Below are 22,484 nucleotides of genomic sequence, written 5' to 3' on the forward strand. Positions count from 1 at the left end.
CCATGGCGGTGTTGTTGGAGATCACTGGACTGGGCGTCGATGTCGCCGGACTGACTCTGCTGGATGATGTGTCCCTACGCCTCGACCGGGGTGGGTCGCTGGGGCTGGTGGGCGAGAGCGGCTGCGGCAAGTCGCTGACCGCGCTGGCCATCATGGGCCTGTCGCCGCCCGACCTGCGGGCGCGTGGATCCGTGCGTCTGGACGGCGCGGATCTGCTGGCCGCCGATGAGCGCGCGTTGTGCGCCGTGCGCGGCCGGCGCGTGGCCATGGTCTTTCAGGAGCCCATGACGGCGCTGAACCCGGTCAAGACCATCGGCGCCCAGGTGGCCGAAGGGCCGCGCCGCCACCTCGGGCTATCGCGCCGTGCCGCCCGCGAGCACGCCCGCGCGGTGCTGCACCGTGTGGGCCTGGACCCCAGCCGGGTGTCGCCGGACCAGTATCCGCACGAACTCTCCGGCGGGCAGTGCCAGCGGGTGGTGATCGCCATCGCCGTGGCCTGCGGGCCGGCGCTGCTGATCGCCGACGAGCCCACCACGGCGCTGGACGTCTCGACGCAGGCGCGCATCCTCGACCTGATCCTGGATCTGGTCGCCGACGAGGGCATGGCGCTGTTGATGATCTCGCATGACATGGCGGTGATCGCCGAGACGGTGACGGAGATGGCGGTGATGTACGCCGGCCGCATTGTCGAGGCCGGGACCTGCCGGCGGGTGCTGGGAGACCCTCGGCACCCCTACACGCGCGGCCTGATGGACGCCATGCCGCGCGGCGCCGGCCGCCCGGGCGAGCCGCTGGCCGCCATTCCCGGCACCGTGCCGCCGCCGGGGGCGTGGCCGGCGGGCTGCGCCTTTCGTGACCGGTGCGCGCGCGCCGACGGCGTGTGCGCCGTGCGGCCGCCGCTGGTGGCGGACGCGGGCGGACATGCCGTGGCCTGTCACCATCCGCTTGGCGACGCGGGGGCGGGGCCATGAACACGGCGTCTCCGGTCCTGGAGGTGCGCGGGGTTTCGCGCGCCTATCCATTGCCCCGGCCGCGCCCCCTGGCGCCGCGCCCGGTGCGGCAGGCGGTGGCCGACGTGTCGTTGACCCTGGCGCGCGGTGAGAGCCTGGGGATCGTCGGCGAAAGCGGCTGCGGCAAGTCGACCCTGGCTCGACTCATCACCGCGCTGGAGCCGCCCGATACCGGCCATGTTCTGATTGACGGGCAGGACCCCAACACGCTCGGCAAGGCGGCGCTGCGCCGTTTGCGCCGCGCGGTGCAGATGGTGTTCCAGGACCCGCTGGGCTCGCTGGACCCACGCTGGCCGGTGTGGCGCATCGTCGCCGAGCCGCTGGCCGGGCTGGCGCCCGAGGTGCCCCGCGCCGACCGCCGCGCCCGGGTGATCGACGCCCTGGCGGCGGTGGGGCTCGGCAAGGATGCCCTGGATCGCTACCCGCATCAGTTCTCCGGCGGGCAGCGCCAGCGCATCGCCATCGCCCGCGCGCTGGTGACCGACCCCGACATCGTGGTGGCCGACGAACCTGTCTCTGCCCTGGATGTCTCGGTGCAGGCGCAGGTACTCAACCTGTTCCTGGAGCTGCGCCGGCGGCGCGGTCTGGCGCTGCTGTTCATCAGCCACGACCTGGACGTGGTGCGCCATGTGACCGAGCGGGTCATGGTGATGGACCGGGGCCGGGTGGTGGAGGCGGGGCCGACGGCCGAGGTGCTGGCCCACCCGGCGCACCCGCACACGGCGGCCCTGATGGCGGCGGTGCCGCGCCTGGAGGCGGCGTGGACGGGGCGGTGACCGCGCCCCGTCACGGAACTTTCACGGCGCCGTCATTGGTGAGCAATGCAATTCCGATAAAGCAGGAAGGCTGTTCATGCGAGGCCATCGGCGGGACCCGCCTGCCGGACCGTGCCTGATCTCACAACACATCTGGGGGTCTCTGATGCTCACCAAGACCACGCTTGCCACCGTGTTGGCCGGCACCGCGCTGTTGACCAGCGCCACCGCCGCCTCCGCCGCCGATGTCGTCGAGTTGGGCCCGCGCCCGTACTTCCTCGTCGACAGCATGGAAGACAGCGCCCTGAAGGAAAAGCTGTTGTCCTGCGCCGCCGGTCCGTTCGAGCCGACCCTGTTCTCCATCGGCCACCGGGGCGCCGCCATGCAGTTCCCGGAGCACACCAAGGAATCCTATGTCGCCGCCGCGCGCATGGGCGCCGGCATCATCGAGTGCGACGTGACCTTCACCGCCGACAAGGAACTGGTCTGCCGTCACGCCCAGAACGACCTGCACACCACCACCAACATCCTGGTGACGGACCTGGCCGGGAAATGCACGCACGGCTTCGTGCCCGCCTCCGGTGACGAGAAGGCCAAGGCCGAGTGCCGCACCTCCGACATCACCCTGGAAGAGTTCCTGTCCCTCGAAGGCAAGATGGACGCCGCCGATGCCAGCGCGACCACGGTCGAGGGCTACATGGACGGCACCGCCGGCTGGCGCACCGACCTGTACGCGGCCCCGGGCGGCACCGTCATGACGCACGCGCAGTCGATCGAGCTGATCAAGTCGCTGGGCGCCAAGTTCACGCCGGAGCTGAAGACCCCGTCGGTGGAAATGCCGTTCGATGGCTTCTCCCAGGAAGACTACGCCCAGAAGATGATCGACGAGTACAAGGCCGCTGGTGTGCCGGCCGAGGACGTTTGGGCGCAGTCCTTCAACCTGGAAGACGTGCTGTACTGGATCGAGAACGAGCCCGAGTTCGGCAAGCAGGCCGTTTATCTCGATGACAGCTATGACATCGAGGGCTGGGACCACATGGACCCGTCCACCTGGACCCACTCCATGACCGAACTGAAGGAGATGGGTGTCAACTACATCGCCCCGCCCATGTGGGTGCTGGTGACCGTCGAGAACGGCGAGATCGTCCCCTCCGTCTATGCCAAGGAAGCCAAGGCCGCCGGCCTTGAGCTGATCACCTGGACGCTGGAACGCTCCGGCCCGCTGATGACCGGCGGCGGCTGGTACTACCAGTCGATCGAGGAGGTCACCGACAACGACGGCGTCATGCTGGAACTGCTGGACGTGCTGGCCCAGGACGTCGGCATCGTCGGCATGTTCTCCGACTGGCCGGCCACGGTCAGCTACTACGCCAACTGCATGGGCCTGAAGTAAGGGCCTTGGCCGTAGGGTGCGTTCGACCGCCGCGTCCCGACGGGGCGCGGCGGGCAACGCACGGCCGCAGGGTCATCACGGACAGGAGGTGCGTTGCGCCCCGGCCGTTTCCTATGGAAAACGGCTAGATTGAGGGGAGGCCCACGGGTCAAGAACCGTGGGCCGGGGCGCGAACGCACCCTACGGGGCCTTAACCCGCCGCGATATCGCTCGTTGTCACCGTCACCACCGAAAACGATGGCCGCTCGAACTCCACTTCGTACGCCTCGTCGGTGTGCTTGTGAACGACGACGCCGGGCGTGCCTTTCGGGAAGGAGACACCGCGATACTCCAGGTCACGCGTCAGCCTGACAGCCGCGAACTCGGGGATGGCGGGCGGTCCCGATTGGCGGGCTCCAGGGCTGGAAAACGCGCGGCTGGGCATGGTTTCGCGTCCTTGGGTTCCGATGCGACAGGCAGGATGTGGCCGTATCGCCGGCGGCGTTCGAGTCTGTTTCCTTGTCCGAACGCGCCACCCGGGGGAGCGTGTGTCCTCGCACCCGATGCTATTGCGGTGTGTTGGTGGCAGGCAAGCCAGTTCTAAATCAGGAACAGATTGTCCAACGCCGCGAACAGATCGTCGCCAAAGGCCGCGCCCTTGTGGATGATCGGCACCTTCTTCGGGATCAGGGCCAGCATCTCGCTGTCCGGGTCCAGGCTGGTGATCAACGCAGTGGGAATGTTCCGCGTCTCCGGCATGGCGGTCAGGCCGATGGTCAGGTCGATCCCGCTCAGCCCCGGCATGACGGCCGAGATGATCACCAGATCCGGCTTGGTCCGCACGATCAGGGGCAGGGCCTCGAACGTCGAGCTGATCTGGACGGTTCGGTAGCCGCACTGCTGCAGTTCGCGTTCGACGAAATGGGTCTGCGTGCCCGGCTCCATCACCAGCATGACCTCGACATCGCGCACGTCGATGTCGCTGGGCGCGAAGCCACGCTTCGGCGGCAGGCGGCGGACCAGCGGGGCCGGTTCCGTGTCGAGGGACACCCGCCCCTCGGTCACGTCCAGGATCACAGAAAGGAATCGTTCGAGGTCCTCAAGCACCAGATCGGTCGGAACGGTGCCGGTTTCCGACAGATAGTCGCCAAGGCGCGTGCCGATCGCGCACAGAGGGCCCAGTTCAAGGGTTTCGCCCTGCGCCCGCATTGACAGGCCCAACCGCTGGCCGGTGCGCAGAACACGCCCCAGTTCATCCGGATTGTGGCGCGCGTCCTCGATGCCCAGCACCAGTTCGCGGCTGGCATCGGCGACTTCGTCCAGAAAGTCCTGGCGCATCTCTGACAGAACGGCCTGCGCACCGGATGTCACGTCACGTTCTCCCATGACCGGGATCCACCTTCGCGGTACAGTTCTTGGGCGAGCGCCCCGCAGTTCCTTCATTCAAGCGTGTTGGATGGCCGTATCTTCAATATCGGCGGCGTCGCGCAAGCTCTCCAGCAACTCCGGGTCCACGGTCATGGCGGCGGCGATCGCCTGGGCATCGGTGTTGTGCTCAACGTACGGCTTGTATCGCATGTCCTCGCCCAGAACATGGTTCACCAGCCAGCTTTTGAGCGATGCCTGAAGGTCCTGGGCGGTCACGGACTCGGGATTATTCTGGTACGCATCCAGCCATTCCCGGACCTGGTTTTTCAGGGTGGAGTGGCGCAAGGCGTGTTCTTCGGCGCCGGGGAAGTTGGCCGCGCGCAACAAGGCTTCCTCGCGCTCGAAGTGGTACGCGGCATAGTCCCACAGGCTGTTGAGAACACTGCCCACGACCCAGTCGCTTTCCGGGGCGCGAAATGCCTGTCCGAGCTGGTTGATGAGGTTGATGAGGATGCGATGGTCCTTGTCCATCTCGGGCACGCCCACGGACCACCGCTCGGTCCATTCCAGAAGCGGGATCTCCTCGTCCGCGTCGGCGACATCCACCATGTCGAGATCGGTGTCCATGCCGGGCGCCGGATCGGCGGTGGGCGGGTCGACGGCGGCGATATCCTCGTCCTCGGCGCGCTGCGTTGGGTCAGAGGGCAGGGCCTCCTCGAACACCAGCTCATCGGCTGCCGCGTCATCAGGGTTGGAGTCGGTCTGGATCGGCTCCGGGTCTGTGTCGGCGCCGGTGTCGGCGGGCTCCGCCAGTTCCAGGTCTTCGATATCGCTGTCGTCGGTGCCGGCCTCATCCGCCACGGCGACCTCCGGCTCCGGCTCCGGCTCAAGGTCCGGGGCTGGCGGCGTGTCGGGAGGCTGTGTCGGGTTGGCGTTGCCGCCGGTGCCGAACACCTCGGAGACAAGCGCTTCGGAGCGGGAAATGGCCGTGACCACCTCCGAGTCCTCGCGCTCCATCGCGTCCACGTTCTCCCGGACGCGCTCCGTCAACGTTTGCAGGGCGGATATCAGGGCCTGGTTGACCGATTCCAGCACACGGATCTGCTCGTCCTTGCTATGCAGATCCTGGACCATGGACTGGTAGCGCTGCTCAACCACCGTGAACAGCTCGTTGAGTTTATGCAACTGCGTTTGGCGTGTGGTCTGGCGTCCGTTCAGACTGGAAACAGCCTGTTCCGCCGCCGCGATCACGTCGCTGGCGACCTCTTTATGGTCCTGTCCGCCCATGTCCTCGCGACCTCCTGTCCCCACGCGCTGCATGACGTGCGGATACTATCATGGAGATTCGTCCGGGACAAAGTGGCCTTCGGTCGAGGATTACGGTGTGAACGACGCGACACAAGCCACGGGAACCATGGGGGCAATACACGCTGAAGGAGCCATGCCGCGTGTGACGGTGCTGGCCGGCGAGGCCGATCGCGCGGCGGTGATGGCTCGGTTGAGGGCCGCCGGCTGGGGAGGTGTGCCCATTGAGAGGGGCGCGATCAATGCGGACCGGTCGCCGGCCGACGTTGCGCGCGCCGTGGCAGCCCACCTGGAGTGGGCGCCACCGAGCGATGCCCTGGTCGCCGTGGCGCCGCCCTGGTGGCTGGGCGTGGCGGCGCAGGCGCGGGACGCCGCGACCGATCCGGCGCCGCGGCGGTGGATGGTGTGCCCGGTACCGGATCCGATCGCCCGGCGCGGCCGGGACGATGTGCACACGATGGCCGCCCTGGACGCGTTGACCCGTGCATCCGCCGATTGGGTTGCCCCCGTGGACGGCCCGGCGGGGCTGGCGCATCTTCTGGAGCACCACTCGGCGGGGCGTCTCTCGGCGATGCCCAACACGGCCCGGGACCTGCTTCGCAGGGCTGAGGCAGCCACGACCACGCTGGGGGTCGTTCTGGTCCACCATGACCGGCCGGTCTGGGTTAATGCCGCGCTGGCGTCCCTCGCGTGCCAGACACGGCCGGCGGACCGTCTGGTTGTGGTGGACGCGGCCAGCACGCGTCCGGAAGCGCGCGCGGCTTTGGCCGAGTCTGTGGCTCGACATGGGGGCGACGCGACGCCAATCCTCTGGCGGCGGGACCCCAGCCTGGGCGCCGCCCGGATGGCCGGTGCCGACGCCCTGAACACAGACTGGGTGCTGTTCATGGACGACGACAACATCGCGCCGCCGGAGGCCCTTGCGACGTTTGCCCGGGCGGCGACGACCGGCGGTGCGGAGATTTGGACCTGTTGGGCGGCGTTGTTCGCAGGCGAGACTCCGCCCGACCGGACCGAGCACGCCGACGCGTGGTACCGTCCCCTGGGGCCGGTGCCCGGCCTGATGGGGCGCCGCAACGACCTGGGCGATGCCAACATGCTGGTCGGGCGGCGGACGTTTCTGGCCCTGGGCGGGTTCGATCCGGACCCAACGGTCGGCGCCGAGGACTGGGATTTTCTTGTGCGTGCCTGGATCGCCGGCACAGGGCAACGCGTCATCCCCCGGCCGCTGGTGTGGAAACGGCTCTCCCCCGGCTCGATGTCGCGGACCATGGACCAGGATCGCGCGCGCCGGCGTGTTCTGAGACTGCTGCGGGCGGCCGGGTGCCCTGTGTAGACGGAGTCGACGGAAAGGAACGGACGGTGTCGGATGGTCCTCGCGCGCGCATCTGTCTGGTGACCACCGAAATCCTGGGCGTGACCCGGACCGGCGGCATCGGCACCGTGCTGGCGGCGCTGGCCGACCTGCTGGTGTCCGAGGGGCACGCGGTCACCGTGCTGTGCCTGAATGGCCGGGCCGTCATGGACGGTGATTTCGACGCCTGGGTGACGCACTATCGCCGGCGCGGGGTCACGCTCGAAGCAATGCCGCCCCCCGGGGGCGATCCGGCCACACCGCCCATGGCCGGCCTCTGGGCGCACGGAACGCTGGCTCGGCGTTGGCACGTCCTGCGCTGGCTGGACGCGCGGGCCTTCGATCTCGTGCATTTCAACGACTGGGGCGGCGAGGCGTTTCTGTGCGGCCGGAGTCGGCGGCAGGGTCTGGCGCTGCGCAAGACGCAGCTGGTGATGGGCCTGCACGGCGCGTCGGACTGGACCCTGGCCGGCAACGACACCCTGCCGGACGATCTGGCGCGGTTGGTCCAGATTGATCTGGAGCGGGCGGGACCCGCGGTGATGGACGCCGTCTGGTCGCCGGGGCCGTTCATGCCGGATTGGCTGGCCACGCGGGGAACGCCGGTCCGTGACCTCCGGGTCATGCCGCAACTCATGCCCGACCCGGGGCCACCGCGTCCGGTGGACGACGCGGCCCCCATCGTCGAGCCCGTGCTGTTCGGGCGGCTGGAGGACCGCAAGGGCGTGCCGGTGCTGCTCGACGCCCTGGATCGTCTGGCATCACGGCCCGGCCCGCATCCGGAGCGCGTGACGTTCCTCGGCCGGGCCAGCACCATCGGTGGCGAGCCGGCGGCGCGGGTGATCGCCCGACGGGCTTCGGCCTGGCCGTGGCCGGTGCAGGTGCTGGACCGGCTCGACCGGGCGGCCGCGCTGGACTACCTGCGCGGGCCGGGGCGGCTGGCGCTGGTCCTGGCGCCGATGGAGAACTGCCCGCTGACGCTGCATGAGTGCCTGGCCATGCGGGTTCCTGTTCTGGCCAGTGCCACGGGCGGAAACCCGGCCCTGATCGCGGCGACAGACAGGGAGCGGGTGCTGGTTCCCTACGACGCGGAAGCCCTGGCTAAACGGCTTGGCGCGGTGCTCGGCCGGCCTTTCGGCCCGGCGCGTCCGGCGTTCGATCCGGACGAAGCGGTGCACGCCTGGCGGGCCTGGCATCGCGCGCTGTTGGCCGATCCGTGCGAGGCGGACGAGGCCAAGGCGGCGAGGTCCGTGACAGAAATCACGGTGCTTCGCGTGCCGACGGCCCGACCTGAGGCGGGTTGGCACGCCGTGCTCAAGGACATCCAGGCCCCGGAGGACGCCGTATGCTTGGTCACCGACGCCGACACCCTGCGGCCGCGCGCGCTGGAGACCCTTGCAGCGGTCATGAACCGCACCGGGGCTGACGTGCTGGCGCCTGGTTGGGTCGAGGGCGACGAGGCGCAGGGCCGAGCGCGGCTGTGTCTGGACTCGGCGCCGATGAGCGCCTGTCTGGTCAACGCGGCGGCCGGCCCTGGCCTGGTCCTCGGACCGCGCGCGCGGGCGGTCGCGGCGCGTGAATGGGATCCGGCGTCCGGGCTGTGGGGGCTGGTGGCCGCGTGTCTGGCCGCTGGCCTGCGCCACGAGGCCGTTCCGTTCGTGCTGCTGGACCGAACGCCTCCGTGGCGGGATGCAGCGACGGCGCGTGCCCGGGCGCCGCGCCTGTGGGCGGCGCTCGGTCGTCCGAGCGATCTGGACCTGATCGCTGCGTTTGCCAGCGCGGTTGTGGCGGAGACGGAGTCCGGGGGATCGCGTCTGGGCGCGCCGCCGGGCGACGCCGCATCGCGCGCGGCCCGGCGCGACCGCCGGCGGGCGCGCGCCCTGTGGCGCTCCTGGCCCTGGCGTTGGACCCGCCCGTGGCGGAACCGGCGCCGGGTGCGACGCGGATTGCCGCCGGAACCGGTCGACCCGCCGCCCTTGTCGGCGCCGGGCGCGGCGAGCGCGGTCTTGTACGACATGTTGCGTTCGCGGTCGTGGGCGGTGATGGCGGGTCCGCGGCTGGTGGCGAACCTCGTGCGATGCGTGTGGCGCCGTGCCCAAGGTTGCATCTGGCGAAAAGACATGAGACGTTGAATTGTGCGGCAGAGAAACGAAATCTACGGTTTCGGCGGAGGGGAAGCCGATGAATGAAATCGGACCCGAACACGCGGCTTTGCGCCGGGTCCTGGTCGTCGAGGACGATCAGGCCGTCCGCGAGTTGGCCGCCGTGGCGTTGGCCGACGTCGGTGGCCTCCAGGCTCTAACCTGTGCGACCGGCACCGAGGCGTTGGAGCGGGGGCCTGGTTTCGGCCCGGATCTGTTGCTGCTTGATTTGCAGCTTGCCGATATCGACGGGCCGGAGCTGTTGCGGGCGTACCGGGCCAAGCACGGGCCGGCGACGCCGCCGACGGTGTTGCTGACCGGGCGGCCGGATCTGGCGGAGGACACCCGGTCGGCGGACCCCGCGATTATCGGCGTGCTGGCCAAGCCGTTCGAGCCCATGTCCCTGGCGGAGCGACTGCGGGGCATGTGGCAGGGTTGGCGGGACGCAAGCCGGTCATGACGGATCTGCCTGATGGGAGTGGGTCGCGGGGGCGTGAGGCGGTCCAGGCCACCGTTGTCTCGTTTCTTGCCACGGCTGGCGAGCAGTGCCGTGCGCTTGTGTCGGACCTGTCGGACCTTGACCGGGCGACCGACGCAAATGAAGCGATGGCGGCACTGCACCGAATGGTCCGGACGGCGCATAAGCTGGCGGGCTCGGCCGGCTCGTTCGGGTTTCCAGCCTTGGGGCGGCGGGCGTCGGCCCTGGAGTTCCTGTTGGAGGGCATCCTCGGGCGTGATGCACTGCCTTCGCCGTCCGTCCGGGCGCAGGTCGATCTCCTGGCCCGGCGTTTGGCCGATCGCGTCGCGGTCCTGACCGTGGACCAGTCAAGTCTTGTGGCCGGCGGCGCCCTGGATGGTGGCGCACCCAGTGACGCGCGCCGGCGGATGCTGCTGATCGGCCCGGAGGCTGACGAATCTTTGGCGCGATTGGCCGAGCGGATGGAGGGCTACGGCTGGCGCGTGGACTGGCAGGCCAACGCCGCGATGGGGGAGGACCCCGCGCGGTCCGGTGACGCGCCCGCGCCCGGCATGATCCTGGTGGACGGAGACGCCGGTTTGGATGCGATCGCGGCGTCCCGGCGGTGGGTCTCGGGCGGCGGTATCTGGCCCGACGTGCCCTGGTACGTCGCCGAAACCCGGCCATCGGCCGGGACTCGGGCGGCCGCAGTGGCGGCCGGATGTGCCGGTGTCTTCCATAAGCCCCTTGTCGCGGAGGCCCTGCTGGATCATCACGCGGCTGTTCTGGACGCGACGCGAGACGAGGGGCCACGGGTCATGATGCACGACCCCGAACAGGCGATCGCCGGAATGGTCCGGCATGTGCTGAGTGAGGCCGGCGCCCTGGTGGAGGTGGTCGAGGATCCGGACCTGCTGATCCATGGACCGGACGGAGCGAACGCGGACGATGGTGTCGACGTCGTTGTCGTGGCGGCGCGCGGGGCTGAGACCAACAGTTTCGACGGGGCCTCCCTGGCGATGACGCTCCGGCGGGATCCTGCCTGGGCCGGGGCCGGACTCGTGCTGGTGGCGCCGCCAATTGATCCGGGGCCGATGGCCGAGACTCTGGCTCGGGGTGGCGATGTGGTGGTGTCCGCGCCGTTCGAGCCGGACCTGCTCGTGGCCACCGTGCTGGGGCAGGCGACGCGGGCGCGCGACTGCCGTCGGTCCGCCCGACGCGAGGGACTCGGGCCGCTTCTGGTCCGGGACGCCATGGACGAGGTGCTGACTCGAAAGATCGACCGCGCGGTGGCCCTGGACCTGCCGCTGGTCGTCACCTGGCTGGCGCCGGCGTGCGCGCAGGCGTTGAGACCGGAGGCCGATGCCGTTTTGGCCCGCTTGCTGCGGGAAACCCTGCCGGCCTCGGATTTAGCCGGGCGCGCGCCGGGAGAGGGCGTGGCGGTGGTGCTCGGGGTCTCGACGGACGCCGAAGCCAAGTCTGTCCTGGATCGGATCGCGGCCGGGCTGGCGCGCCTCTGTGACGGGTGCGGGCTGGTGTCCGGCGTGGCCACGGCCACGCCCGGCGACACGGCAGCGACTCTGCTGCAACGCGCCCGCACTGCCGCCGGCGCGTGACGACCGTTCTATGCCGGATCGACCGGCGCGGGCCACAACCAGGCCGCGCCGCGCACACCGCTGGAATCCCCGTGGCGCGGCGGCCGCAGGCGCGTCGCGACCGTGTCCGAGAACACCCAGCGCGGCCATGCCTGAGGAACCGCGTCGTACAGGAGCTGGATGTTGGACAGGCCGCCACCGAGAACCACCACCTCGGGGTCGAGCACGTTCAGGATGGTGGCCGTGGCCCGCGCGAGGCGATCGGCGTAGCGGTCCAGGGTGGCCCGTGCCTCGGGATCGCCCGTCGCGGCCTGCGCCGCGATGGTCTCGGCCGGCAGCGAGTCGCCGGTGACCGCCGCGTGGTCCGCGCTCAGGCCGGGGCCGCTCAGAAACGTCTCGATGCATCCATGCAGGCCGCAGTAGCAGGCCCGGCCCGGGCGCTCGTCGTCGCGGGGCCAGGGCAGCGGATTGTGGCCCCACTCGCCGCCGATGGCGTTGGGACCGGACACCACGCGACCGTCGACGACGATGCCGCCGCCGACTCCCGTGCCGAGGATGACGCCGAACACCGACCGGGCATCGGCCCCGGCTCCGTCCGACGCTTCCGACAGGGCGAAACAGTCGGCATCGTTGGCGAGCCGGACCGGGCGGTCCAGGGCGTCCGCAAGGTCGCTGTCCAGCGGCCGGCCGATCAGCCAGGTGGAGTTGGCGTTCTTGACCAGGCCGGTGGCTGGCGACACCGTGCCCGGAATGCCCACGCCGACGCTGGCGCGGCCGCGACCGGCCGCCTGCTCCAGGGCGCCGACAAGATCGACGATGGCCTTGAGCGTCGCCGCGTAGTCGCCGCGCGGCGTGGCGACGCGCCGACGCGCCCGTTCTGCGCCGGTGCCGTCCAGCACCAAGCCCTCGATCTTGGTGCCGCCCAGGTCGATGCCGATGCGCAGGGGGGAGGGTGTCATGATCCCGGTCGTCCCGTCGGAGGAAGGCGTGGGCCACCGCGCTCGCCGCCGCTTGCGCCGGGCCGGAAAGCACGCTACCACCGCGATCATGAGCACGCATCCACCGGCTGATCCTGTCGGTCAGCATACCGCCCCTGGGGACGGCCTGCGGTTCCCCTTCACGGATCCGCCGGACACGGGAACCGCCGTGCCGGTGGCGCCCGGCGTGTTGTGGGTGCGGATGCCGCTGCCGTTCGCGCTGGATCATATCAATCTGTGGGTCCTGGAGGACGGCGACGGCTGGACGCTGGTGGACACCGGCATTGCCACCGACGAAACCCGCGCCCTCTGGGATACGCTGTTGGCGGGTCCGCTAGCGGGGCGCCCGGTGCGGCGGCTGATCTGCACGCACTTCCACCCGGACCACATCGGGCTTTCCGGGTGGTTGACGGACCGCCTGTCGGTCCCGCTGTGGGCCTCGGTCACCGAGTGGGCGTTCGGGCGCCAGTTGGCGGCCATGCCCGACGACGCGTTCGCCGAGATCGCCCGGCGGCTGTATGCCCGCGCCGGGTGCGGACCGGACCTGCTGGACTTCGTCGCCCAACGCGGCAATCCCTACCGGCACCGCGTGGCCGCGCTGCCGACGTCGGTGCGGCGGCTGATGAACGGGCAGGATGTGCGGATTGGTGCCTCGACCTGGCGCGTGGTGACCGGGCAGGGGCACTCTCCGGATCATGTGGGGTTGTTCTCGGCGCACGCGCGCGTGCTGATCTCCGGCGATCAGGTCCTGCCCAGGATCAGCCCGAACGTCAGCGTCTGGCCCACCGAGCCGGACGAGGATCCCCTGTCGCTGTTCCTGGCCAGCCTGCACCACTGGCGCGCGGCGGTGGACGACGACGTGCTCGTGCTGCCATCGCACGGGCTGCCGTTTCGCGGGTTGCACGCCCGGCTGGGCGTGCTCCTTCACCACCATGACGGCCGCCTGGACGAGACGGTGGCGTTGTGTCGCGGCGAGCCCAAGACCGCCATGGACCTCTTGCCGCGCCTGTTCCAACGCGAGTTGGATGATCATCAGTTGTTTTTCGCGCTCGGCGAAACACTCGCGCACCTGCATCACCTCGTGGCCCAGGATCGATTGCGCGGCGTCACGGACGACGATGGCGTGGTGTGGTACCAGGCCGTGTGACAAAGGGTGGCCCCGGAGTCCTGTCTTGGCCGCGTCGGGCTGTCCGGGTATGGTCTGGGTGCGGCGATGCTCGCAAACGTGAGGCTGTGGGGCGTGCGATGGTGGGGGATGGATTGCAGGACGCGGATCAGGACGGCCAAGTGTTTCGCCTGCTCACACGCGCCGATTTCGACGGCATCGTTTCCGCCGTCTTGTTGCGCGAACGCGGATTGATCGGCGACGTCGAGTTCGCCCAACCCAACGACATGCAGGCGGGCCGTGTTGCGGTTTCCGGCACCGACATCACGTCGAACCTCCCTTTTGTCGAGGGGGTGCATCTGGCGTTCGACCACCATGCCTCGGAGGTCACACGGGTCGGCCCCCAGGACAACCTGGTGATCGACGGCAACGCTCCCTCGGCCGCGCGCGTGATCTACGACTATTACGGCGGGCGTGAGGGGTTCGCTGAGATCAGTGTCGAGATGATGGACGCCGTGGACAAGGCCGATACCGCCGACTACGGCGAGATGGACATCCTGGCGCCCGACCGCTGGACCATGCTCAATTTCATCGTCGATCCAAGAACCGGGCTGCACCGCTTCCGGGAGTTTGCCATCTCCAACGAACAGCTCATGCGCGACCTGACGTACTACTGTCGGCGCCACCCGATCGAGGAAATCCTGCACATCCCGGATGTCGAGGAACGCCTGCACCTGTACTGGGAGCACAAGGAACAGGCGGAGCATCAGACCCGCCGCCAGGCTCGGGTGCGGAAAAACCTCGTCATCGTCGATTTCCGCGCCGAGCCCGTCCTGTACTGCTGCAACCGGTTCATGGTTTATGCGCTGTATCCGGAAGCCAACATCTCGCTGTACCTGATGCCCGGCTCGCGGGCTGGCTTGACCGAAATCGCCGTCGGTCGGTCGATCGTCAACCGCTCGTCGCGCGTTGACGTCGGGCACCTGTTGCTGGAGTACGGGGGCGGCGGACACGCGACGGCCGGAACCTGTCAGGTGCCGGAGGCGGAGGTCGAGGACGTGGTGGCCGCCCTGGCCGACCGGATCGTCGCCGATGGGTGACGCCGGACCGGCGCCGATCGTGCCGGACCTTTTGAACATCTTCACAGTGCGGAGTCATCAATGACCAACGTCGCCGTGGTCGGCGCCCAATGGGGTGACGAGGGCAAGGGCAAGGTGGTGGACTGGCTGTCGGAACGGGCCGATGTGGTGGTCCGGTACCAGGGCGGACACAACGCCGGGCATACGCTCGTGGTTGACGGCACCGTCTACAAGCTGAGCCTGCTGCCGTCCGGCGTGGTGCGGGGCAAGCTGTCGGTCATCGGCAACGGTGTGGTGATCGACCCGTGGGCGCTGTTCGACGAGATTGATCGCGTGACCGGACAGGGGGTCTCCATCACGCCGGACACCCTGAAGATCGCTGACAACGCCTGCCTGATCCTGCCCATCCATGGCGAGCTTGACCGCGCCCGCGAGGAGGCGGCCGGCGGGGGCCGGATCGGCACCACCGGGCGCGGCATCGGCCCGGCCTACGAGGACAAGGTGGCGCGTCGGGCCGTGCGGGTGTGCGATCTCGCGGAACCTGAGACGCTGCGGTTCAAGATCGAGCGGTTGCTGACACACCACAACGCCCTGCGGCGGGGGCTGGGGGCCGAACCGCTGGACGGCGCGGCCCTGTTCGAGCGTTTGACGGAGGTGGCCGAGCGGTTCGCGCCGTACGTGGCGCCGGTGTGGCGAGTGCTCGACGATGCCCGGCGGGCGGGCAAGCGGATTCTGTTCGAAGGCGCGCAAGGCGCCATGCTGGATGTCGAGCATGGGACCTATCCCTACGTCACCTCGTCCAATACCGTGTCGGGACAGGCGGCGGCCGGGTCCGGCATGGGGCCGGGCGCGGTGGCCTACGTCCTGGGCATCACCAAGGCCTACACCACCCGCGTCGGCAGCGGGCCGTTCCCGACCGAACTGCACGATGCCGTCGGCGAGCGCCTGGGCGAGCGCGGCCGGGAGTTCGGCACGGTCACCGGGCGCCGCCGCCGATGCGGCTGGTTCGATGCCGTCATGGTCCGCCAGGCGTTGAAGGTGGGGGGCGTGGACGGCATCGTCCTGACCAAGCTGGATGTCCTGGACGACATGGACGAACTGAAGGTCTGCGTCGGCTACGAGCTTGACGGCCAGAGACTCGACCACTTCCCCTCGGGCATGGCGGCGCAGGCGCGGGTGACTCCGATCTACGAAACCCTGGAAGGTTGGCGCGACAGCACCCGGGGTGCGCGGTCATGGGCCGAGTTGCCGGCCACGGCGATCAAGTACGTGCGCCGCATCGAGGAACTGATCGAGGCGCCGGTGGCCATCTTGTCGACGGGACCCGACCGCGAGGAAACCATCCTGGTGCACGATCCGTTCGCCGACTGACGACCGCCAGCCCGCCCAGGCTGGACGATCCCGGGCTGGACGATTCCGCTGGTGTTTAAGCAGATCGTAATGGATTCCGTCCCACAGTGAGGGCCGTTCTTTAGTGGTCGGCTCCGACCCGTGCCTTCGCCTGTCAGCCCAAACCCGCGGTCGTTGGGCGGCCGGGCGTTCGCGTGGGTCGGCCATGGGGCACGCGGGCAACGCTCTGCCCGTTGGGATCGGAGCACGGGCCGGGTCCATGGCCGCAGCCTGGACAGGGGCCACGCGGGAAGAAGGGCCGAGGGATGGCGCGGGATGGTGATGGCGGGCAGTCGGGCAAGGGGGCGACGGGAACGACGCCCATCCTGAAGGATCGGTACGCGATCTTTCCCGACAATCCTTTGCCGGACCTCGATACGCCCAACGCCACGGCGTTTGCCGCCGAGGACCGGCGCCAGCGGGGCCGCCCGCTCTTTGCCTTGGTGGTCACGGGTCCACTTCCTCCGCGCGTCCAGGTCATGCAGCAGCTTCGCGGCTTGCGCACGGCCGGCCTGATGGCCCTCGTGGAATGGGGCTACATCGAGTGGGCGCCGGCCGATGCCGTCCGGGTGGTGTTGATCTACGAGCAGCCGATGGGCGGACGGGTGATGAAAAGCCTGTCGGATACGATCACGCCGATCTCCGACCAGCAGTTCGTCAAGTCCTTGTTGCGTCCCCTGTGCATGGCGCTTGGCGAGTTGCAGAACCATGGCATCGGCCACCGCGCGGTTCGTCCCACCAATCTGTTTTATTCGGATGCGAGCGGCGGCAGGATCGTTCTGGGAGATTGCGCGACCGGTCCGGTGGCCATTGACCAGCCCGTGGTTTGCGAAACCATCGAGTCCGGGATGTGCACGCCGGCGGGACGCGGCCTTGGCGTCTACGCCGACGACTTCTACGCGCTGGGCGTGTGTGCCGTCATGCTCTTGATTGGACGCAATCCTCTTGCGGGGGTCAGCGACCATGACATCCTGACGCAAAAATTGCATCATGGAACGTACGCGACTTTGGTAAGCGACGTCCGCCTGCCGCTGGGCATGATCGAAATCGTGCGAGGCCTGCTGGCCGACGACGTGGATCAGCGCTGGGATTTCGAGCAGACGGACCTGTGGTTCAACGGGCGGCGCATGTCGCCGGTTCAGGCCAAACCGGTGCGTCGGGCTCAGCGGGCGTTCGTCTTCATGAACCAGGAGTTCTTCTTGCCTCGGAACCTGGCGCACGCGATGGCCAACAATTGGGACAAGGCCGTTCCCGTGGTCCTGGAAGGCAAGCTGGAAATCTGGTTGCGCCGGGGCCTTGAGAACAACCAACTCGCCGATCACATCACAATGGCGATCCGCAATGCTGCCGCCGTGGGGGAAAAGAACAAGGCGGCATTCCAGGATACGGCACTAGCGAATGTCCTGATTGTCCTGGACCCGGCCGCCCCCATTCGATACCGCGACTTCCGCGCGCATGTGGACGGGTTTGGTGGTGTGCTGTCGGCCCAAGTCGCGCTCGGCAAGGACACGCGCCTGGTCACCGAGGCGATTCTGCGCGATCTGCCGAAGATGTGGCTTGGAATGCGGGAGAAGTTCTCTCCTGAAATGATACAGATGACGAGCAATTTCCGCGAACTGCGCGATTATTTGCAGGATCCGTTCAAGAAAGGCGCGGGGCTGGAGCGGTGCCTGTATGAGCTGAACGAAAGCCAGCGCTGTCTCAGTCCGTTGTTGGCGCGGGACATCGTGCTCGACATTCGGGACCTGCTGCCGGCCCTGGATCGGACGGCCTCCCGCGTCGATTCAAAAACCGAACCGTTGGACCGGCACATCGTGGCTTTTGTTGCCGCCCGCTACCCGAAAGATATCGCGCCGCAGCTCGCGGCCCTGAACGAGGACGACACAAAACGGGCAACCCTGGGCATGTTGAGCCTGCTGGCCGTGCTGCAGTGGCGCCTTGGGCCGGAGGCGCTTCACGGGCTGTGCGGCTGGATGGGCGCCTTGATGGGGCCGATCATCAACAGCTACCACAGCCGGGCGCGGCGCCGCACGCTGGAGCAGGAGATCCCGCGCCTGGTGCGCAAGGGCAGCCTTCCGGAACTGTACAACTTCGTCGACAGTGCCGATGAACGTCGGGCCGACTTTGATGAGTTCCAGCGCGCCCGGGCCGAGTGGGCCGTGGCCCAGCAAAACATCCGGCATCTGGAATCCGGGCAGGTCGGCGCCGACGAGAATGCGGAGCGCACCGGCCAGCGGCTGGCCGCCACGGGGTCGGTGAGCGTCGCCATCGTTACCGTTGCGGTCGTTCTTTTGGGGTATATGTTTTAAGACGTGTGATCGGGCGCTGACCGGACGGATATTCCGGTCAACCTGCATAAGGAAGGCGAGGGCATGGCTGCGGGTTCACAGGGTGCGAGTCTCGGGTTGACCGCCAAGGCCGGCGGTCTGCTGTTGTTCGCGATCGGGTTGTTTCTGTTCCTGCCGACGGTCCTTTATCTGGTCGTGACCATGCTGCCGACGGCGGTGGCTTTGGTCATCGACCGGTCCGCGACCCGTTCCGGGTGGCTGTGCGTTGGCGGGTTGAACTTTGCCGCCGCGTGTCCCGGCCTGTTCGATCTGTGGTTCACGGACCCGTCGCTGGAATACGCGACGACGATGATCACCGATGTCTTTTCCCTTCTGATCGTGTATGGCGCGGCGGCGCTGGGATGGATCATCTATTTGACGACCCCGCAGATCATTGGCGCCTTCATGGAGATGACGTCGAGTCGGCGCATCACCAGGCTGAAGGCGCAGCAGAAGCAACTCGTCGAGGACTGGGGTTCCGAGGTCGCCCGCGAAGAGGTGGAGTGAGGCCGGTCGTGGCCCGCCCAGCGGCCACCGTGACGGATATATTTCCAATTCGTGGCGATCTCCATTAGGCTGAGGCCATGTTCATCGTCGCCGTCGCCAACAGCAAGGGCGGCTGTGGGAAGACCACCGTGGCCACCCACATCGCCGCGCACTTCACCGCCCGTGGATTCCGCACGGGTCTTGCCGATCTGGACCGCCAGCAAAGCGCCCGCGCGTGGTTGCGACGCCGCCCTGGGCATCTTGCCCCGATCCGCGAAGTGGACCTGGATGTCGAGGACGGCAAGCTCCCCAAGGGTCTGGACCGGCTGGTCGTCGACTGCCCGGCGGCCATGACCAAACAGACGGTCAAGGATGTGGTGCAGCAGGCGGGGACGATCGTCGTGCCCGTCCTGCCGTCGGCGTTCGACGAGGACGGCACGCGGCGGTTTCTCGGTCACTTGCTGAAGCTCAAGCCGGTGCGAAAACACCGCCGCGACGTGGCGTTCGTCGCCAACCGTGTGCGGATGCGCACCCGCGCGGCCGACCGGCTGGAGGCGTTCCTCACAGAGCTTGAGTTTCCGATCGCGGCGCGCCTGCGCGATACGCAGCAATACGCCAACGCGGCCGCCGACGGCCTGACGCTGTTCGACACGGCCGGGGCGCGGGCGCAGCCGCACCGTGACGAATGGCTGCCGCTGTTCGACCTGCTGGAACGGTGCGTGGAGTAGGGGGGCGAAGGCTTGCTCACGCTTTCGCCACGATCGTAGATCGTAGGGTGCGTCCGCGCCGAAGGCGCGACGCACCATCGCGCGGCGGTCCGGTGCGTCGCCCGCCGCTTGCGCGGCGGTCAGACGCACCCTACGACCAAGGCTTACGACGCCGCCAGGGACCGCAACACGTACGGCAGAATCCCGCCATTGCGGAAGTATTCCAGTTCGTCCAGGGTGTCGATGCGGCAACTGGTCACCACCTCCACCGTCGATCCGTCGGTCCGGGTGAGTGTTACCGCCACGTCCTGGCGCGGCTGGATATCGGCCACCCCGGTGATGGTGAAGGTCTCTGACCCGTCAAGGCCCAGGGTCTGGCGGGTCACCCCCTCGTTGAACTGCAGCGGCAGGACGCCCATGCCCACCAGGTTCGAGCGGTGAATGCGCTCGAAGCTTTCGGCGATCACGGCCTTCACACCCAGCAACACCGTGCCCTTCGCCGCCCAGTCGCGCGACGAACCGGTGCCGTACTCCTTGCCGGCCACCACCACCAGGGGCACGCCGTCCGCCTTGTATTTCATGGCGGCGTCGTAGATCGGCATGACGTCACCGGCCGGCATGTGCTTGGTCACGCCGCCCTCGCTGTGCGGCACCATCTCGTTGCGGATGCGGATGTTGGCGAAGGTGCCGCGCATCATGACTTCATGGTTGCCCCGGCGCGAGCCGTAGCTGTTGAAGTCCTTCACAGACACCTGGTGGTCCTGCAGGTATTCCCCGGCCGGGCTGTCGGCCTTGATGGCGCCGGCCGGCGAGATGTGGTCGGTGGTCACGCTGTCGGCCAGCAGCGCCAGAAGCCGCGCATTGATGATGTCGGCGGGCGGCTCGGGAGCCGGGTTCATGCCCTCGAAGTACGGCGGGTTGCGGACATAGGTGGACTCTGAGGCCCAGTCATAGGTCTCTCCCTCGGCCACATCGATGGCCTTCCACGGCTCCGGTCCCTCGAACACGTTGCCGTAGCGGGCGTTGAACATCTCCGGCCGGACATGCGCGGCCACCGTCTCGGCGACCTCGTGCGCGCTCGGCCAGATGTCCTTGAGGTAGACCGGCTGCCCGTCCGCCCCGGTGCCCAGCGGCTCGGTGAACAGATCCTTGGTCATCGATCCGGCGATGGCATAGGCCACGACCAGCGGCGGCGAGGCGAGATAGTTCGCGCGCACGTGCGGGCTGATGCGGCCCTCGAAGTTGCGGTTGCCCGACAGCACGGCCGAGGCCACCAGCCCGTTGTCGTCGATGGCGGCGGCGATGGGGGCGTCCAGCGGGCCACTGTTGCCGATGCAGGTGGTGCAGCCGTAGCCGGCCACCGTGAAGCCCAGCGCGTCCAGCGGGTCCTGAAGACCGGCCTTTTCCAGGTAGTCGGTCACCACCTGAGAGCCGGGCGCCAGCGACGTCTTGACCCACGGCTTACGGGTCAGGCCCTTCTCGACGGCTTTTTTGGCCAACAGCCCGGCGGCCATCAGCACCGTGGGGTTCGAGGTGTTGGTGCACGAGGTGATGGCGGCGATCACGACATCGCCGTCCGACAGAGTGTAGTCGGCTCCGTCGACCGGCACCGCGCGGGGTGCGTCCTGCTGGGCCATGTCCTTCAGCGCCTGGGCGAAGGCCCCGGCGGCACCCGATAGCGCCACGCGATCCTGCGGCCGGCGCGGGCCGGCCAGCGAGGGCTCGACGTCGCCCAGGTCCAGCTCCAGTGTGTCCGTATAGAGCGGGTCGGGCGTCGTCTCGTCGCGCCACATCCCCTGGGCCTTGGCATAGGCCTCGACCAGGGCCACCTGCGCGGCCTCGCGGCCGGTGTCGCGCAGGTAGCGCAGGGTTTCGGCGTCGATGGGGAAGATGCCGCAGGTCGCCCCATACTCGGGCGCCATGTTGGCGATGGTGGCACGGTCGGCCAGCGGCATGGCGGCCAGGCCGGGGCCGAAGTACTCCACGAACTTGCCGACCACGCCCCGGCCGCGCAGCATCTGCGTGACCGTCAGCACCAGGTCGGTGGCCGTGGTGCCTTCCCGCAACGCGCCGGTCAGCTTGAAGCCGACAACCTCGGGGATGAGCATGGAGACGGGCTGGCCCAGCATGGCCGCCTCGGCCTCGATGCCGCCCACACCCCAGCCCAGCACGCCCAGGCCGTTGATCATGGTGGTGTGGCTGTCGGTGCCGACCAGCGTGTCCGGGTAGGCGACCTCGGCGCCGGTCTGGTCCGGGCTGGTCCAGACGGTGCGTGCCAGATACTCCAGGTTCACCTGATGGCAGATGCCGACTCCGGGCGGAACCACGCGAAAGTTGTCGAACGCCGTCTGGCCCCAACGAAGGAAGGCATACCGCTCGCCGTTGCGTTCGAACTCCTTGTCGATGTTGCGGGCCAGGGCATCGGGGCTGGCGTAGAAGTCCACCATCACCGAATGGTCGATCACCAGATCGACCGGAGACAGTGGATTGATTCGCTTGGGGTCGCCGCCCAGGGCGGTCATGGCCTCGCGCATGGCGGCCAGATCGACCACCGCCGGCACGCCGGTGAAGTCCTGCATCAGCACGCGGGCCGGGCGATAGGCGATTTCCCGAGTCGAACTGCGGGTCTCCAGCCACGCGGCCACGGCCTTGATGTCGTCGACGGTGACGCTGCGGCCATCCTCATGCCGCAGCAGGTTCTCCAGCAACACCTTGAGCGAGAACGGAAGGCGCGAGATGTCGCCCAGGCCGGCCTCCGACAGCGCGAAATAGTCCACCTTTCGGCCTCCGACCGACAGGGCGCGGCGAGTCTGCAAGGTATCGTGACCGGTGGCTCCCACGGACGTCCTCCCTCGTGGTGATGCTGGAAACGCGAAGGGTTGGGGGGCTCGGCGCGCGCAGGGCCGCCGATGGCTCCGGGTCCCGGACATCGCCCCGATACAGATATGGCGTGGCGCTCGCTTAACGCATCCCCCCGTCCCTGTCCAGTCGGTGGCCGGGTGTCCAAACGCAAATCACGAGAAAAATCCGTTCTCGCCCCAAATAGGATAGTTTCCG

18 protein-coding genes are annotated in these 22,484 nt (G+C 68.5%); 13 read left to right on the plus strand and 5 right to left on the minus strand.

Going from position 1 to position 22,484, the window contains the following annotated elements; genetic code table 11:
- Positions 1–2 precede the first annotated feature (2 nt).
- The 3 genes from Q0309_RS10835 to Q0309_RS10845 all read left to right on the plus strand — a co-directional run bounded on the left by Q0309_RS10835 (position 3) and on the right by Q0309_RS10845 (position 3,158).
- Positions 3–971 carry an ABC transporter ATP-binding protein gene (locus tag Q0309_RS10835; RefSeq protein ID WP_299440466.1) on the plus strand — a complete coding sequence of 323 codons (969 nt, stop codon included), beginning with the start codon at positions 3–5 and terminating at the stop codon, positions 969–971.
- A complete protein-coding gene (locus Q0309_RS10840; RefSeq protein ID WP_299440468.1) occupies positions 968–1,786 on the plus strand; it encodes an ATP-binding cassette domain-containing protein in 819 nt (272 codons plus the stop codon). The genes Q0309_RS10835 and Q0309_RS10840 overlap by 4 nt, the downstream gene beginning before the upstream one ends.
- 145 nt (positions 1,787–1,931) lie before the next feature.
- Positions 1,932–3,158, plus strand: a complete 1,227-nt coding sequence (locus Q0309_RS10845) for a glycerophosphodiester phosphodiesterase family protein (protein ID WP_299440470.1) — start codon at positions 1,932–1,934, stop codon at positions 3,156–3,158.
- 190 nt (positions 3,159–3,348) lie between these two features.
- Here the strand turns inward: Q0309_RS10845 and Q0309_RS10850 are convergent, their stop codons facing one another.
- From Q0309_RS10850 to Q0309_RS10860, 3 genes are all read right to left on the minus strand, one after another.
- Complete coding sequence (locus tag Q0309_RS10850; RefSeq protein ID WP_299440472.1) at positions 3,349–3,582, minus strand: DUF4926 domain-containing protein; 234 nt, start codon at positions 3,580–3,582, stop codon at positions 3,349–3,351.
- A 155-nt stretch (positions 3,583–3,737) separates the two neighbouring features.
- Complete coding sequence (locus tag Q0309_RS10855; RefSeq protein WP_299440474.1) at positions 3,738–4,508, minus strand: hypothetical protein; 771 nt, start codon at positions 4,506–4,508, stop codon at positions 3,738–3,740.
- Positions 4,509–4,580: 72 nt separating this feature from the next.
- Positions 4,581–5,792, minus strand: a complete 1,212-nt coding sequence (locus tag Q0309_RS10860) for a bacteriohemerythrin (protein WP_299440476.1) — start codon at positions 5,790–5,792, stop codon at positions 4,581–4,583.
- Between the two features lie 154 nt (positions 5,793–5,946).
- Between Q0309_RS10860 and Q0309_RS10865 the strand changes: the two genes are divergently transcribed.
- The 4 genes from Q0309_RS10865 to Q0309_RS10880 are packed head-to-tail and all read left to right on the plus strand — an operon-like array spanning position 5,947 to position 11,378.
- Positions 5,947–7,146, plus strand: a complete 1,200-nt coding sequence (locus tag Q0309_RS10865) for a glycosyltransferase family 2 protein (protein ID WP_299440478.1) — start codon at positions 5,947–5,949, stop codon at positions 7,144–7,146.
- 26 nt (positions 7,147–7,172) lie between these two features.
- Complete coding sequence (locus Q0309_RS10870) at positions 7,173–9,296, plus strand: glycosyltransferase family 4 protein (RefSeq protein WP_299440480.1); 2,124 nt, start codon at positions 7,173–7,175, stop codon at positions 9,294–9,296.
- Positions 9,297–9,345: 49 nt separating this feature from the next.
- Complete coding sequence (locus tag Q0309_RS10875) at positions 9,346–9,765, plus strand: response regulator (protein ID WP_299440481.1); 420 nt, start codon at positions 9,346–9,348, stop codon at positions 9,763–9,765.
- Positions 9,762–11,378, plus strand: a complete 1,617-nt coding sequence (locus Q0309_RS10880) for an Hpt domain-containing protein (protein ID WP_299440483.1) — start codon at positions 9,762–9,764, stop codon at positions 11,376–11,378. Before Q0309_RS10875 ends, Q0309_RS10880 begins: the two co-directional genes overlap by 4 nt.
- An 8-nt stretch (positions 11,379–11,386) precedes the next feature.
- On the opposite strand, the gene Q0309_RS10885 is transcribed toward Q0309_RS10880, so the two are convergent.
- Positions 11,387–12,316, minus strand: coding sequence for an ROK family protein (locus Q0309_RS10885; protein WP_299440485.1), 930 nt, complete (start codon positions 12,314–12,316; stop codon positions 11,387–11,389).
- Between Q0309_RS10885 and Q0309_RS10890 the strand changes: the two genes are divergently transcribed.
- The 6 genes from Q0309_RS10890 (at position 12,315) to Q0309_RS10915 (ending at position 19,448) form a co-directional block, all read left to right on the plus strand.
- Positions 12,315–13,481 carry an MBL fold metallo-hydrolase gene (locus Q0309_RS10890; RefSeq protein ID WP_299440487.1) on the plus strand — a complete coding sequence of 389 codons (1,167 nt, stop codon included), beginning with the start codon at positions 12,315–12,317 and terminating at the stop codon, positions 13,479–13,481. The two genes, Q0309_RS10885 and Q0309_RS10890, sit on opposite strands and share 2 nt — an antisense overlap.
- 140 nt (positions 13,482–13,621) lie before the next feature.
- Positions 13,622–14,539 (plus strand): exopolyphosphatase, encoded by a 918-nt coding sequence (locus Q0309_RS10895; protein ID WP_299440489.1) that lies wholly within the window; start codon positions 13,622–13,624, stop codon positions 14,537–14,539.
- 60 nt (positions 14,540–14,599) lie between these two features.
- On the plus strand, positions 14,600–15,889 hold the full coding sequence (locus tag Q0309_RS10900; protein WP_299440491.1) for an adenylosuccinate synthase: 1,290 nt from the start codon (positions 14,600–14,602) through the stop codon (positions 15,887–15,889).
- A gap of 515 nt (positions 15,890–16,404) precedes the next feature.
- The gene (locus tag Q0309_RS10905; RefSeq protein WP_299440493.1) at positions 16,405–18,216 is read left to right on the plus strand and encodes a protein kinase family protein; all 1,812 of its coding nucleotides are present in this window, start codon (positions 16,405–16,407) and stop codon (positions 18,214–18,216) included.
- A 63-nt stretch (positions 18,217–18,279) separates the two neighbouring features.
- A complete protein-coding gene (locus Q0309_RS10910; protein WP_299440495.1) occupies positions 18,280–18,741 on the plus strand; it encodes a hypothetical protein in 462 nt (153 codons plus the stop codon).
- Positions 18,742–18,818: 77 nt separating this feature from the next.
- Complete coding sequence (locus tag Q0309_RS10915) at positions 18,819–19,448, plus strand: ParA family protein (RefSeq protein ID WP_299440497.1); 630 nt, start codon at positions 18,819–18,821, stop codon at positions 19,446–19,448.
- A gap of 143 nt (positions 19,449–19,591) precedes the next feature.
- Here the strand turns inward: Q0309_RS10915 and acnA are convergent, their stop codons facing one another.
- Positions 19,592–22,267: an aconitate hydratase AcnA gene (gene acnA, locus Q0309_RS10920; protein WP_299440499.1), complete on the minus strand. Its 2,676-nt coding sequence runs from the start codon at positions 22,265–22,267 to the stop codon at positions 19,592–19,594.
- Between the last annotated feature and the right edge of the window lie 217 nt (positions 22,268–22,484).

The organism is uncultured Rhodospira sp., from assembly GCF_937138205.1.
GTDB lineage: Bacteria > Pseudomonadota > Alphaproteobacteria > Rhodospirillales > Rhodospirillaceae > Rhodospira.